The sequence below is a fragment of the Streptomyces sp. NPDC005141 genome, from assembly GCF_053599975.1.
The window spans coordinates 13,833-28,602 of sequence record NZ_JBSFYW010000058.1; the positions used below are offsets into that span (position 1 = coordinate 13,833).

Annotated in this window: 12 protein-coding genes; 9 read left to right on the plus strand and 3 right to left on the minus strand. The window is 72.6% G+C overall.

What is annotated here, in order from left to right; genetic code table 11:
• Positions 1-138 precede the first annotated feature (138 nt).
• The 8 genes from pelF to ACWD68_RS33040 all read left to right on the plus strand — a co-directional run bounded on the left by pelF (position 139) and on the right by ACWD68_RS33040 (position 9,851).
• Entirely contained in the window at positions 139-1,677 is a 1,539-nt protein-coding gene (gene pelF, locus ACWD68_RS33005; RefSeq protein ID WP_451810128.1) for a GT4 family glycosyltransferase PelF, read from the plus strand.
• Complete coding sequence (locus ACWD68_RS33010; RefSeq protein WP_451810129.1) at positions 1,674-3,050, plus strand: hypothetical protein; 1,377 nt, start codon at positions 1,674-1,676, stop codon at positions 3,048-3,050. Before pelF ends, ACWD68_RS33010 begins: the two co-directional genes overlap by 4 nt.
• 129 nt (positions 3,051-3,179) lie before the next feature.
• Entirely contained in the window at positions 3,180-4,181 is a 1,002-nt protein-coding gene (locus tag ACWD68_RS33015) for a GDP-mannose 4,6-dehydratase (protein WP_451810130.1), read from the plus strand.
• A 33-nt stretch (positions 4,182-4,214) separates the two neighbouring features.
• On the plus strand, positions 4,215-4,928 hold the full coding sequence (locus ACWD68_RS33020; RefSeq protein ID WP_451810131.1) for a nucleotidyltransferase family protein: 714 nt from the start codon (positions 4,215-4,217) through the stop codon (positions 4,926-4,928).
• 7 nt (positions 4,929-4,935) lie between these two features.
• The gene (locus ACWD68_RS33025; RefSeq protein WP_451810132.1) at positions 4,936-5,865 is read left to right on the plus strand and encodes an NAD-dependent epimerase/dehydratase family protein; all 930 of its coding nucleotides are present in this window, start codon (positions 4,936-4,938) and stop codon (positions 5,863-5,865) included.
• Positions 5,862-6,524, plus strand: coding sequence for a spherulation-specific family 4 protein (locus ACWD68_RS33030; protein ID WP_451810133.1), 663 nt, complete (start codon positions 5,862-5,864; stop codon positions 6,522-6,524). Before ACWD68_RS33025 ends, ACWD68_RS33030 begins: the two co-directional genes overlap by 4 nt.
• Positions 6,525-6,750: 226 nt before the next feature.
• Positions 6,751-8,613 carry a M1 family aminopeptidase gene (locus ACWD68_RS33035; protein WP_451810134.1) on the plus strand — a complete coding sequence of 621 codons (1,863 nt, stop codon included), beginning with the start codon at positions 6,751-6,753 and terminating at the stop codon, positions 8,611-8,613.
• A gap of 266 nt (positions 8,614-8,879) precedes the next feature.
• Positions 8,880-9,851 carry an alpha/beta hydrolase gene (locus ACWD68_RS33040; RefSeq protein WP_451810135.1) on the plus strand — a complete coding sequence of 324 codons (972 nt, stop codon included), beginning with the start codon at positions 8,880-8,882 and terminating at the stop codon, positions 9,849-9,851.
• 31 nt (positions 9,852-9,882) lie between these two features.
• Here ACWD68_RS33040 and ACWD68_RS33045 read toward each other — a convergent pair whose 3' ends face one another.
• From ACWD68_RS33045 to ACWD68_RS33055, 3 genes are all read right to left on the minus strand, one after another.
• Complete coding sequence (locus ACWD68_RS33045; RefSeq protein WP_451810136.1) at positions 9,883-11,253, minus strand: vWA domain-containing protein; 1,371 nt, start codon at positions 11,251-11,253, stop codon at positions 9,883-9,885.
• Positions 11,250-12,107, minus strand: a complete 858-nt coding sequence (locus ACWD68_RS33050) for an AAA family ATPase (RefSeq protein WP_451810159.1) — start codon at positions 12,105-12,107, stop codon at positions 11,250-11,252. The genes ACWD68_RS33045 and ACWD68_RS33050 overlap by 4 nt, the downstream gene beginning before the upstream one ends.
• Before the next feature lie 172 nt (positions 12,108-12,279).
• Positions 12,280-13,224 (minus strand): NADP-dependent oxidoreductase, encoded by a 945-nt coding sequence (locus tag ACWD68_RS33055; RefSeq protein ID WP_451810137.1) that lies wholly within the window; start codon positions 13,222-13,224, stop codon positions 12,280-12,282.
• Positions 13,225-13,725: 501 nt separating this feature from the next.
• Here ACWD68_RS33055 and ACWD68_RS33060 point away from each other — a divergent pair.
• Positions 13,726-14,745, plus strand: a complete 1,020-nt coding sequence (locus ACWD68_RS33060) for an LLM class flavin-dependent oxidoreductase (protein ID WP_451810138.1) — start codon at positions 13,726-13,728, stop codon at positions 14,743-14,745.
• Positions 14,746-14,770: the final 25 nt, after the last annotated feature.

Here is a 14,770-nt window from a genome sequence, read left to right on the forward strand (position 1 = left end):
CCCGCGTACCGGCGGGCGCCAACGAGCAGGTCCCGTACACCCCGGACAACTGAACGGCGCACCGACCGAAGGTCCCGGCCGCACCACCGCGGCCCGGACGGGCTCGACCACCCCACACCTCGGCCGTGGAGCACATCAATGCACGTTCCCCGCGGCGCGCGAAGCCTGAACTCAACGCGCGTCACTCTGCTCACCGAAGGCACCTACCCGCACAGTCACGGCGGCGTCAGCGTCTGGTGCGACCAACTCGTCGACGGCATGCCCGACATCGGCTTCGACGTCATCGCCGTCACCGGCACCGGCCGCGAACCCATCGTGTGGGACATCCCCGCACAGGTCACGGACGTCGTCGCGGTCCCCATGTGGGGACCCGCGCCCGACGGCCGCCCGCCCCGCGGGCGCCGCCGCAACCAACTCACCGCCGCCTACGAACAGTTCCTGACCGCTCTCGTGGACCCGTGCGCCGAGGACCGGTTCGCCGCCGCCCTGTACGCGATGGCGCAGGCCGCGGCCGACGGCATGCTGAGTCCCTTCCTGCGCGGCGACCGCGCGATCAGCATCCTGACCGGTGTGTGGAACCGTCCGGGGCTCGCCGTCCGCGAGGCCCGGCCGACCCTGCACGACGCCATCACCGCGACCGCTCTGCTGGAACACGCGCTGCGTCCCCTGGCGGCACCGCTGCCCGAGCACGGGGTGGCGCACGCGGTCAGCGGCGGTGTCGCCGTGCTGCCGGGCCTCGCGGCGCTCGAACGGCACGGCGTACCGCTGCTGCTGACCGAGCACGGCGTGTATCTGCGCGAGCGCTACCTCGGCTACCGCACCGCCCCGTACCGCTGGCCGGTGAAGGCCCTCGTGCTGGGCTTCTTCCGGCTGCTCGCGGAGGAGACGTACCGGCGCGCCGCCCTGATCACCCCGGGCAACCGCTACAACCGGCTGTGGGAGGAACAGGGCGGCGCCGCGCCCGAGGCGATCCGCACCGTCTACAACGGCGTGGACCCCGCCGCGTTCCCGCCCGCGGGGCCGGAGCCCGGGGAGCCGACCCTCAGCTGGGCCGGACGCGTCGACCCGATCAAGGACCTGGAGACCCTGATCCGGGCGTTCGCACTCGTCCGGGACCGGCTCCCGGACGCGCGGCTCCGGCTGTTCGGCGGCACACCGCGTGGCGGCGAGGCCTACCGGGAGCGGTGCGAGGCCCTCGCCGCCGAGCTGGGCCACGCGGACGCGGTCACCTTCGAGGGCCGTGTGGACGACATCAAGGACGCCTACGCGGCGGGCAATGTCGTGATGCTCTCCAGCATCAGCGAGGGCTTCCCGTTCACCCTGATCGAGGCCATGTCGTGCGGGCGGGCGACCGTGTCCACCGACGTGGGCGGCGTGCGCGAGGCCGTCGGTGACAGCGGACTCGTCGTCCCGCCGCGCGATCCGGGTGCCATGGCGGCCGCCGCGCTGGAGCTGCTGGGCGACCCCGGACGCCGTCGCTCGATGGGCGAGGCGGCCCGGCTGCGGGTCATCGAGCAGTTCACGCTGCGGCAGACCGTCGACACCTTCCGGTCCATCTACCTGGAGTTGTCGGCGCTCGGCCGGATCGTCCCGCGGATCCTCGAGACGGCCGAGGCCGCGCTCACGGCACCGGGCCGCCCGGCGGCCGAGCCGATGCCGAGGAGCCTGGCCGGATGAGCGGACCGATGGCCCTGGAACCCGGCGGCGCGGAGGGCGACACACTGTCCCTGCGGCTCGCCGACGGCCGCGCGCCCGCCCTGTCCGCGCCCGGCCACGGCGCGGACCAGGGCGCGGTCGACCGGCTCGCCGCCGAGCTGGCGGACGGCATCGGGCCGGCCGTCCACCCGTACGAGGTGGCCGCACTGCTGGAATCGGAGGGGCTGACCGCCGAGGTCATCCAGGAGCGGTACGGGCACCCGAACCTCTTCTCGCTCGCCTCCGCCCTGTACGAGAGGGTCCCGCGCACCTTTCCCGAGCCGGCCCGGCCCGCCGACCCGTGGCGTCCGGACCAGGTGCGCTGCGGGCTGCGCGGGGCGCTGTTCGCCCTGCCGGGCCTCGCCTATCTGCTGGCCGGCCGGCTGTGGCACGCGGGGCGGGATGTCGACGTCCTCGTGCTGGCCGGGCTCGTCTCCTGGGCCTGGGGTCAGGCGCTCGGGCACCGCGCCTATCTGCGCATGACCACGGGGCGCCGCGAGGCGGGCCGGACCCTGCTCAAGGGGGCACCGCTCGGGGCGTTCGCCGCGACGGCGTCCGGGACGCTGATCGCCGGGTCCGGCACGGCGATCGGGGTCGCCGCCGCGCAGTCGGTGTATCTCGCGGCGGCCGGGGTGCTGCTGGTGCTGGGTGGGGAGCGGGCGCTGCTGGCCGCGCTCACCCCCCTCATCGCCGGCGCGGTGGCGCTTCCCTGGTGGGAGCCGGGGACCGTGCTGCGCGTCGGTCTGCCGCTGCTGTCCGTGCTCGGCGCCGTCGCCGCGGCCGGCTGGGCGCTGCGGGCCGCCTTCACCGCCGCCCCGGTCCCGGACGGCGCCCGTCCGTCGCTGCTGCGGTCGCTGCCGTACGGCCTGTTCGGACTGTCCGCCGGGATGCTGGTGCTGCTCGAGGGGCGGCAGCATCCGTACGCCGTGATCGTGCTGACCGTGAGCATGGCGCCGGCGGAGTGGCTGCTGTACCGGTATCGCGGGATGTCGGTGGCGGCGCTGCGGACGACCGCGACTCCGGCCGCCTTCCTGCTGCGTTCGGCGGGCATCCTCGGCCTCTGCCTGCTCGTCTACGTCCTCCCGCTGCTGCCCGCGGCCCTGCTCACCGGCGCGGAGCCGGCCCCGCTGCTGCTGCTCGCGGCCACGCTGTGGACCGCGCTGCTGCTCCAGGCCTTCGGGGTGGCCTGGGCGCCGGCCGCGGTCTGTCTGGCGGCGGCCGGCGGGGCCGCCGCGACCACCGTGCTCCGTCCCCCGCCGAGCGCCGTCGTGCTGTCCCTCTTCTGCGGCAGCGCCGCCCTGTGTCTCGTGGCGTGTGCCGTGCGGCTGCTGGGGCGGCCGGCGCCGCACGCCTGAACCACCGCCCGCGGCCCGCGGCCGGCCCGGACGACCGCGTCCCGAGGACCGCCGCCGCGCACCGAAGCCGAACCGAACCTACGCACCACACGCACACCATATGAGCAACCGACCGGAAGGAAATACGAGTTGACCACCGAACCGCTCGCCGCCGTCACCGGAGCCGAGGGTTTCATCGGCTCCCACCTCACCGAGGCGCTGGTCGCCTCCGGACACCGGGTGAGGGCCATGGCGCAGTACAACTCCTTCTCCTCGTACGGCTGGCTGGAGACCCTGGCCCCCGAGGTCCTGGACCACGTGGACATCGTCCTCGGCGATGTCCGGGATCCGGGCTCGGTCCGCGGTCTGGTCGAAGACGTCGACTGCGTCTACCACTTGGCCGCGCTCATCGCGATCCCGTACTCCTACCGGGCCCCGCACAGCTATGTGGACACCAACGTCACCGGCACCCTCAATGTGCTGGAGGCCGTGCGCGCCCTCGGCACGCCCCGGCTCGTGCACACCTCGACCAGCGAGACCTACGGCACCGCGCAGACCGTGCCGATCACTGAGGACCACCCCATCAACACCCAGTCCCCGTACGCCGCTTCGAAGGCGGGCGGGGACCGGCTGGCCGACAGCTACCACGCGAGCTTCGACATTCCGGTGGTGACGCTCCGGCCGTTCAACACCTTCGGCCCGCGCCAGTCAATGCGCGCGGTGATCCCCACCGTCATCGGCCAGGTGGCCGCGGGCGAACGCACCATCACCCTCGGCGATCTGCGGCCCACCCGCGACTTCACCTTCGTCCGCGACACCGCGCAGGCGTTCCTCGCGGTGGGCACGGCGCCCGCGGAGCGGGTCGTGGGCCGGACCTTCAACGCCGGTACGGGCGGCGAGATCTCGGTCGGCGACCTGGTGGCGCTGATCGGCAAGGTGATGGACACGGACCTCGACGTACGGGAGGACGAACGGCGCATCCGGCCGGCCAACTCCGAGGTGATGCGGCTGGTCGCCGACGCGACCCGGCTCGCCGCGGCGACGGGCTGGAGCCCCGCCCACGAGCTGGAGCAAGGACTCGCGCACACCGTGGAGTTCTTCCGCGAGCCGGCGAACCTGGCCCGCTACAAGACCGGCATCTACAACATCTGACCCGTCCGGCACGTCCCACGAAGGAGGAGCCTCATGCACGCAGTGATTCTGGCGGGAGGCAAGGGCGTCCGGCTACGGCCCTACACCACCGCCCTGCCCAAGCCCCTCGTACCCATCGGTGACCAGCACGCCATTCTGGAGATCGTGCTGCGCCAGCTCGCCTCGTCCGGGTTCACCAGCTGCACCATCGCCATCGGCCATCTGGGCGAGATCATCCGCGCCTACGTCGGCGACGGGTCCCAATGGGGCATGGCCGTCGACTACTCCACCGAGGAGAGCCCGCTCGGCACCATGGGGCCGCTGCTGACCCTGCGCGACCGGCTGCCCGAGTCGTTCCTCGTGATGAACGGCGATGTGCTCACCGATCTCGACTTCGCCGACGTCCTTGTGCAGCACCGTAGTTCGGGCGCGCCGCTGACCATCGCGACGTACGCGCGCAAAGTGCGCATCGACTTCGGTGTGCTGACCACCGACGACAGCAAGGTGGTCGCCTTCACCGAGAAGCCGAGCATCGACTACCGCGTCTCGATGGGCGTCTACGGTCTGTCGCGGTCCACGCTCGAGGGCTACACACCGGGGCTGCCGCTGGGCTTCGACGAGCTGGTCCTCGATCTGCTGCGGAGCCGGAACGAACCGCAGGCCTACGACTTCGACGGGTACTGGCTCGACATCGGCCGCCCGGACGACTACGACCGGGCCAACGCCGAGTTCACCACCCGCAAGTCGCTTCTGCTCAAGGGAGCCTGACCACCGCATGCGCATTCTCGTCCTGGGCTTCACCGGCTATCTGGGCGGCCATGTCGTCGAGCACCTGCACACCCTTCCGGGCGTGCGGGTGCTCGGCGGGGGCCGCTCGCCCGCCGCGGAGTTCGGCATCGACCTGGCCACCGCTCGCAGAGAGCGGCTGGTCCCGACCCTGGCGGCGGCCGCACCCGACGCCGTGATCAACTGCGCCGGCGCGACCGGCGGCGACGCCGTGACCCTCTCCGAGGTCAACTCCCGTGGCCCCGCGGTTCTTTGCGCGGCGCTGCGCGAGGCGGCACCGGCCGCCCGGCTGGTCCATCTGGGCTCGGCCGCCGAGTACGGTCCCGGCGTCCGGGACATCAGCGTGACGGAGTCGGCGGCCACCCGACCGCTCGCCCCGTACGGGGCCACCAAACTCGCCGGCACGGTCACCGTCAGCACCTCCGGCCTGGACGCGGTGGTGCTGCGGGTGGGCAACCCGGTGGGTCCCCGAGCGCCGTCCGCGGGGCTGCCGGGCCGGATCGCGGGACTGCTCCGCGAGGCCGGCCGGGACCCGGACGCGGTGATCCGGCTGGGCGACCTGTCGGCGTACCGCGACTTCGTGGACGTACGCGATGTGGCGCGGGCGGCGGTGTCCGCGGCGACGGCGCCCGGGCCGCTGCCGCGAATCCTCAACATCGGGGGCGGAATGGCCGTTCCGGTGCGTGACCTGGTGGGCGGGCTGGCGCGCGTCGCCGGGTTCCGGGGGCGGATCGAGGAGAACGGCGGCGGGTCCGCCCGCTCGGGCGAGGTGTCGTGGCAGTGTTCCGACATCACCGCCGCCGGGGAGGCCCTCGGCTGGCGGCCGTCCCTGACCCTCGACGACTCACTGACCGCGCTCTGGACCGCGGTCGGGGGGACGGCGCCCGTCCCGCGGTTCGAAGGCGACCGGGCGTCATGAGTCTGCTGATTCCGCTGTACGTCCATCCGGGCGAGGATCCGGGCGCCTGGCACCGTCTGATCAGGTCGGCCGACCGTGCGTACGGGGTCGTCGTCAACCCGGCCGACGGGCCGGGCGCGGCCCCGGACCCGGCGTTCACCGCGGCGACCGAGGCGCTGCGGTCGGCGGGCGCCCGGCTGCTCGGCTATGTCGACACCGACTACGGCGCCCGTGATCCGGACGACATCGCGGACGAGGTCCTGCGGCACCGGGACTGGTACGGGACGCAGGGCTGTTTCCTCGACCGGGTGGCGCCGACCCCCGCGGCGCTGCCCGCCTGCAAGCGGCTGGTGCAGCGCCTGCGCCGGCTCGGCGCGGCCCCGGTCGTGCTGAACACGGGCGTCCACCCCGTGCCGGGGTACGCCCGTGTCGCGGATCTGCTGGTCACGTTCGAGGGCCACTGGTCCACGTATGTCTCGGCGTTCAGCAGACCGGAGTGGACCGCGCGGCATCCGCCCGAGCGGTTCTGTCATCTGGTCTACGGCGTCCCCGAGGCGCTCGTTCCGCTCGCCGTTCGCACCGCGCGTGAGCGCGGTGCGGCGGTGGCCGGTCCGGTGACGGGTGAACTCCCCAACCCCTGGTCGCGGTTGACGCCCGCCCTGAGCGAACCGGAGGAATGAGCGGCACACATCCCCCGACCTCCTTTGCAGCGGTTTGATGGCATGTCTCGGTCAAATCTGCCAGGCTTCCGAATGCCGTCGTCCTGACCCCAGGGCGACGGCACGGAAATCTCGTCAAGCGACCGCGCGCACCCGCGCGCGGCCCGCGGCCACCCACCGGCGCACCCCAGTCGTCCGGGCGGCCACCGAGCAGGCCGGAATCCCGGCCGCCTCAAAGGAGATTCGTGTGAGACCGACCCCCCGCAAGGCCTTCGCGGCACGCGTCCTCGCCGTCGCCGCCCTGGCCGCAGTCTCGCTCCCCGGCACCCCCGTGGCGGCCGCGCCGCACACGGCACCGGCGGCGGCAGCCGCCTGCACCCCGGCCCAGGTGGTCACCAACGGCGGTTTCGAGAGCGGCACTTCGCCCTGGACCCAGTCCTCGACCACCGTGATCACCAACCGCTCGGGCCAGACCGCCCACGGCGGCAGCAGCTTCGCCTGGCTGGACGGTGTCGGCAGCACCCACACCGACACCCTCTCGCAGAGCGTCACGATCCCGGCGGGGTGCAGCAGCGCCTCCCTCACGTTCTGGCTGCACATCGACACGGCGGAGACGACCTCGTCGACGGCCTACGACAAGCTCACGGCGAAGATCGGCAGCACGACGCTGGCGACGTACTCGAACCTCAACAAGGCCTCCGGGTACACCCAGAAGTCGTTCGACGTGTCGGCGTTCGCGGGCCAGACCGTGACCGTCGCCTTCACCGGCACCGAGGACTCCAGCCTCCAGACGAGCTTCGTCCTCGACGACATCGCCCTCGACACCTCCGGTGACACGGCCCCGCCGGCCGACTCCACACGCACCCCGGCCGCCCCCGCCTACACGGTCAGCCTGAGCAGCAACACGAGCGGCACCGTCTGGACCGGTCACGAGAGCGCGACCTTCACCAACGCCTCCTCCACCGCGCTCAGCGAGGTGTACCTGAGGCTGTGGGACAACTACCACGGCACCTGCTCCGCGACGCCCATCACCGTCAGCAACGTCAGCGGCGGCACCTTGGGCGCCCTCTCGGTCGGCTGCACGGCCCTCAAGATCACCCTGACGTCACCGCTGGCGCAGGGCCAGAGCACCACGATCGGCTTCGACCTGGGCATCACCGTGCCCAGCGGCGCCGACCGGTTCGGCTACGACGGGGCATTCAGCTTCATCGGCAACGCGCTGCCCGTGCTCGCGGTCAAGGACGGCGCGGGCTGGCACCTGGACCCGTACACGAACAACGGCGAGTCCTTCTACTCCCTGGCCGCCGACTTCAAGGTGACCCTCGACCACCCGACGAGCCTGCTCGTCCCGGCGACCGGCACCTCGGTCGACACCCCCGGTTCCAGCGGCCGAACCGTCACCACGGCCACCGCGTCCAAGGTCCGTGACTTCGCCTGGGCCGCGGGCCCGTTCAGCAAGATCACCGGCACCTCCACCGCCGGCACCCCCATCAACGTCTACTCCGTCTCCGGCATCAGCTCCGCCAACGCCCAGTCGATGCTCACCACCGCCAAGACCGCCGTCGACGCCCACGCCGCACGCTTCGGCGCGTACCCGTACGGCGAGTTGGACGCGGTGATCGACAACAACTTCTGGTTCGGCGGCATGGAGTACCCCGGGTTCGTCCTCGACCTGGTCAGCACCACGGCGCTCACCCATGAGATCGCCCACCAGTGGTTCTACGGAATCGTCGGCGACGACGAGTACACCAGCCCGTGGCTGGACGAGTCCTTCACGGACTACGCCACCGACCTGGCGCAGGGCAAGACCGGCGCGAGCTGCTGGAGCAGCGTCTCCTGGGCCTCGACCGCGGAGAAGATCACCAACTCGATGGCGTACTGGGACACGCACTCGTCCCGCTACTCCACCGTCGTCTACGGCTACGGCAAGTGCGCCCTGCACGATCTTCGGCGCGTGCTCGGCGACACCGTCATGGCCAAGCTCCTCAAGGACTACGCCACGTCCCACTGGTACGGCGTCTCGACCACGGCCGAGTTCAAGGCGGCCGCCCAGGCCGCCACGACCACGGACCTGACGTCGTTCTGGACGACCCACCGCATCGACGGCTGACCGGTCACCGGCTCGCCGCGGTGGCGCCTTCGGGCGTCATCGCGGCGAGCCGCCGCAGTCGAACGGGGATCGAGCACCGCCGACCGCCCCCGGCCGGCGCACCGCGCCGACGCCCCGCCGAACACCGCACTCTCCTCCTGAAAGGCCCAGCAGCGCGCATGGCCCGCCCCGTCGGGGGCAGGTTCCGCCACGTGGCGGCTCCCGGTCCGGGAGCACGGCGCCGATCATGGTCGAACGAGCCGCCGGGCTCAGCACGAGGAGACGTCATGCTGCTGGTACCGCCCCCGTTCGACCCCGAACTCTGCGTCGCCCTCGCGGCGGTGGGCCCGTCCATGCCCTCCGGGCTGAGCCTGGAGGACATCGCCGCCCTGCGCGCGGGACCGGAACTGGCGGTGCCCGCGTTCGACCTCACCGACGGCGGCACCTTCGAGACCATGGACCTGACGGTTCCGGGACCGGAGGGCGCTCCCGACATCTCGCTCTTCGTCATCAGGCCTCTCGCGCCCCCGAAGGACGGGCCGCGCCCGGTGATCTACCACTCCCACGGCGGCGGCATGATCCTCGGTACCAACCGGGCCGGAGTGGAGGTCGTCCTGGAATGGGCGAAGGAGCTGGACGCGGTCGTGGTGTCCGTGGAGTACCGGCTCGCTCCCGAACACCCGTACCCGGCCGGAGTGGAGGACGTCTACGCCGGTCTGGTGTGGACGGCGCGGCACGCCGGGGAGTTCGGCGGCGACCCGGAGCGGATCGTCGTCGCGGGCGCCAGCGCGGGAGGCGGCCTGACCGCGGCGCTCGCCCTGCTCACCCGGGACCGCGCGGGACCGCGGCCGGTCGGTCAGGTCCTGATGTATCCGATGCTCGACGACCGCAACGACACTCCGTCCGCGCACCAGATGGCGGGCGTCGGCGCCTGGGACCGTACAGCCAATCAGACGGCCTGGACCGCCGTGCTGGGCGACGCCCGCGGCGGCCCGGACGTGCCCGCGTACGCCGCCCCGGCCCGGGCCGGGGATCTGTCCGGCCTTCCCCCGGCCTTCCTCGACGTCGGCTCCGCGGAGACCTTCCGGGACGAGGTCGTCGACTACGCCTCGCGGATCTGGCTGGCCGGCGGAGTCGCCGAGCTGCATGTGTGGCCCGGCGGCTTCCACGGCTTCGACTCCTTCGCCCCGCACACCGCCCTGTCGCGGACCGCCCGTGCCACCCGCATCACCTGGCTGCGCAGGCTCCTCGCACCGTGAGGGTGCGGCACGGTCCGCGCCCCGTGGTCGTTCAGACGGGCAGGAGACGGCCGATCAGCGCGCTGAGCTGCTGGGCGTTGCGGCACTCGTGCATCTCCACGAGCTCGGCGTAGTCGAGGGCGGCGGAGTCGCCCGTGCCCCACTGCGAGCGCGCTTCGGGGTTCAGCCAGTAGGCGCGGCGGGCCTGCCGCGTGAGCTGCCGGACGGCGGGCAGATTCGGATCGCTCATGTTCGTCCGGGCGTCCCCGAGCACGAAGACGGTCGACCGGGAACCGACCGCCCCGGTGTACCGCTCGGCGAACTCACCGAACGCCACGCCGTAGTCACTGCTGCCGTGCCAGCCCGTCAGCGTCGCCTCCGAGCGGATCCTGGCGCTCAGCCCCTCCGCGTCGGCTGCGCCGTGCACGAGCAGCCCGGTCACCTCGTCGATCCGGTTGACGAAGGCGAACACCCGCACCTTGCTGAACTGGTCGTGCAGCGCCTGCACCAGCAGCATCGTGAAGTCCGAGAATCCCGACACCGACCCCGACACATCGCACAGCAGCACCAGTTCGGGCCGCGCGGGACGGCGCCTGCGCAGCACGGGGCGCATCGGCACCCCGCCGGTCGACAGCGAGCCGCGCAGCGTGCGCCGCAGATCGATGCTGCCGCGACTGGCCCGGCGGCGCCGCGCGGCGAGGCGGGTGGCCAGCTTGCGCGCGAGCGGCTGGACGACCTTGCGCAGTTCGGCGAGCCTGTCCCGTCCGGCGAACAGGAAGTCGACACGGTCGGCGGTCGGGGCCACCGCGCGCCGGGCGATCTCGTCACGGTCGCGCCGCTCGGCGATCCGGCGCCGTGCCTCCGTCGCCACCAGTTGGCGGAACATCTCGATGCGCCGCCGGATCTCGTCCTCCAGCAGCCGGTCGGTGAACCCGGCCCCGCCGCCCTCGGCGCGGACCGCGTCCCGGGCACGGGCCATCAGCGTCTGCGGCCGGAGCCGGTCGAGCGTCTGGTACGACGACCAGCCGTCCGTCGCCGTCGTACCCCCGTAGCCGCCGAAACCGTCGACCGCCTCCATGGCCAACTGCCCCATGAGGGCCTGGTCGTCGGCGGCCAGGGCGGCCGCGAGACGGTCCCGCAGTTCGTCCCGGTCAGCGGGCGCCGCGCCGTCCGGAGCGCCGACGCCGCGCGGGAAGTACACGTCGAAGACGGGGTCGAACACCCGCCGTTGTCCCGGGTTGTGGAGCAGGGTGGCGGCCAGCCCCTCGCGCAGCCGGTCACGGTCGGCGAAGCCGAGCGCCTCCACCGCCTGCGCGGCGTCCACGGTCTCGCCGGTGCCGATCCGCACGCCGTGCGAGCGCAGCGCGCCGACCAGTCCCGTCAGCCGGTCCGCGACTCCGGCCGTCGGCACGGCGGCGTTCACACGGCGCCCAGGTCGAGCTTGGCGGCCGCCTTCAGTATGTCGTCCTGATGCTTGAGGATCACGCCCAGGCTGTCGCGTACGACACTCTCGTCGAGGGTGTCGGCACCCAGGGCGAGCAGCGTACGGGCCCAGTCGATGGTCTCGGCGACGGACGGCACCTTCCGCAGGTCCATCTCCCGCAGCGCCCCGACGACCCGTACCACGGACTCCGTCAGCGCCTCGTCGAGTCCGGGCACCTTCAGCCGTACGATCCGGCGCTCCAACTCCTCGTCCGGGAAGCCTATGTGGAGGAAGAGGCAGCGGCGGCGCAGCGCCTCGGACAGCTCGCGGCTGGCGTTCGAGGTGAGCACCACGAAGGGGCGGCTGGTCGCCGCGATCGTGCCCAGCTCGGGGACGGTGACCTGGAAATCGCTGAGCACTTCGAGCAGCAGGCCCTCCACCTCCACGTCGGCCTTGTCGGTCTCGTCGATCAGCAGGACCTTCGGGTCGTCGCCGCGGATGGCCGTCAGCAGCGGGCGCGCCAGCAGGAACTCCTCGCTGAAGATGTCCGTGCGCGTCTCGTCCCATGTCTCGTCACGGCCCGCGGTGATGCGCAGCAGCTGCTTGGCGTGGTTCCACTCGTACAACGCCCGTGACTCGTCGACGCCTTCGTAGCACTGGAGGCGGACCAGCCGGGCCCCGGCGACCTGTGCGACGGCCTTGGCGAGTTCGGTCTTGCCCACGCCCGCGGGGCCCTCCACCAGAAGGGGCTTGCCGAGGCGGTCGGCCAGGAAGACCGTCGTGGCGACGGCGGGCGACGCCAGATAGCCCGTCTCGGCGAGGCGTGCGGAGACGTCGTCGACGGATGTGAACAGCAACGGGGCCTCCAGCGCGCGTACGAGGTCAGGCTTACTATCTAAGCGCTTGTTCACCCTCGCTGTCACGTGTGACGACGCCCACGGCCCGGGGGCGGGAGGCTCCCGGGAGGCCCGCGCGTCCCAGGGCGTGCAGCGGGGTCTCGCCTGCCCGCGACGCCTGGCACGGTCGCTAGGAGACGTGCAGCACGATCTTGCCGCGCCGGTGTTCTCGTTCGAGGGCCGCGTAGGCCGCCGGGGCGCTCTCCAGCGGGACGATCCGGTCGACCTGCGGGACCAGCCGGCCCGCCTCGACGAGCGCGTTCAGCTCGTCCAGGCCCGCGCGGTCCGGCTCCACGACGAAGAACACCGCGCGGACGTCCGTCCCGCCCGGCGGTGCGGGCGGGGTGACGATCCCGACCAGCACACCGCCCGGCCGCAGCACCCGCCAGGATCGGTCCAGGGTGTCGCCTCCGACGGTGTCGAAGACGACGTCCGCGTCCTTCACCTCGTCCTCGAAGCGCCGCCCGGCATAGTCGATCACGGTCTTCGCGCCCAGGCCACGGACGAAGTCCGCGTCCCGGACCGACGCGGTGGCCGTCACCTCGGCGCCCAGCGCGGCCGCGACCTGCACCACGAAGGAGCCCACGCCTCCCGCCCCGCCGTGCACCAGCACCCGCTGCCCCGGCGCGATACCGGCGTGCGTGACGAGCCCCTGCCATGCCGTCAGGCCCGCGAGCGGCAGCGCGGCCGTCCGCTCATGGTCGAGCGAGCGCGGCTTCGCGGCGAGCACCGCCGCGGGAACGGTCACGTACTCGGCCGCGGCCCCGTCCCGGGTGAACGGAATCAGTCCGTAGACCTCGTCACCGGGGGCGAAGTCCGTGACACCCTCTCCCGGCTCGGCCACGACACCGGAGACCTCCTTGGACGGCACGATGGGCAGCCGGGGGCCGCCGCTGCCGTCGAAGCTGTCGGTCCAGGTCGCGTCCCAGCCCAGCTCCCCCGAGGTCACCGACGCCGCCCGTACCTCGATCAGGACCTCACCCGGGCCGGGAACCGGCCTCGGCGCGACCTCGTACACCAGTTGATCCGGGCCGCCCCGCCGGTGGCCTCGTACCGCGTGCATCGTGCCGCTCATCCGGTTCCTCCTCATCGGGACGGCACAGGGCCGCCGTCGAGTCGATCACGGTCGGGTCCTCCGGCCCGGCACGGACCGGCCGTTGTTCACGATAGGTCGGGAACGGACGGCTTTCCTGCCGGGCCCGTGCCCGGACGATGCGCAGCTCGTCGAAAGGTGTGGCAGCCGGGCCGGTGCCTGTGCCATCAGGGACTGAGGGGTCGCGGCGGCTCCGCCCGCCCGGCGGCACCCCTCCGGCCGGCCGCGGGGAGGCGTCGGCCGGCGCAGAGGTCTGGCCCGTCACCACGGGGGGAGCGACGGGCCAGACCCTCCGCTCACGGTGCCATGCACGGCCCGTGTCGCGCAGTGTCTTCGCGAAGTCCGGCACGGCCCGCCGGGCGGGCGCTCCGCGCCGGCCCCCGTGACCTGCGCGGCCTCCCCGTCGGCCCACGGTGATCGCCTGCGACAATCGTCGGCAGCGCCCGTGTTCGACGAAGTCCGCCGCGAATGATGGAGGAGCCCGTGCCGCTGCCCTCACGCCCCTTGCTGAAGCTGGGCTTCCTGACCATCGGCCTGTTCGACGAGGACGATCCCGGGCGCGGGCACGAGTCCACGCTCGGCATCATCGAACTGGGCGAGCGGCTGGGCTTCGACAGCGCGTGGCTGCGTCACCGCCATCTCCAGTACGGCATCTCCTCGCCCGTCGCCGTGCTGGCGGCCGCCTCGCAGCGCACCCGCCGCATCGAGCTCGGGACGGCGGTCATCCCCATGGGCTGGGAGAACCCGCTGCGGCTCGCCGAGGACCTGGCGACCGTCGACGTGCTGGCGAAGGGCCGCCTCAACCCGGGAGTCAGCGTCGGCCCGCCCCTGCACTACGAGCAGGTGAAGCACGCCCTCTATCCCGACACCGCCGAGACCGAGGACTTCGGTTACGGGCGCGTGGAACGGCTGTTGGACTTCGTGCGCGGCAAGCCCGCCTCCGACTTCAGCGGGATGGAGGGCTTCGAGGTCTTCTCGGACCGTGTGCAGCCGCACTCCCCCGGTCTGGGCCGCCGTATGTGGTACGGCGGCGGCAGCCTGCGTTCGGCGCGCTGGGCGGGCGAGCACGGTATGAACTTCCTGACCAGCAGTGTCGTGAAGGCGGAGGAGTCGGAGGACTTCGCCGAGATCCAGCTCTCCCATGTACGGGCCTTCCGCGCCCGGCACCCGGACGGCGAACGCGCCCGCGTCTCGCAGGGACTCGTCGTGATCCCCACCGACAGCGCCTCGCCCGCGCAGCGCGCGAAGTACGAGGCGTACGCCCAGGGACGGCTGCCACGCACGGCGACCCCGCAGGGACCCGCGCGCCTGATGTTCGCGCCGGACCTCGTCGGCAGCTCCGACCGCATCGCCGAACAGCTCTACGCACAGGCCGCGTTCAGGGAGATCGACGAGGTGGCGTTTGCCCTGCCGTTCACCTTCGACCACGAGGACTACGTCCAGATCCTCACCGACATCGCCACGAAGCTGGGCCCGGCGCTGGGGTGGCGACGGGCTGCCTGAAGGGCGTTGTTACCGAAGCTCTTGC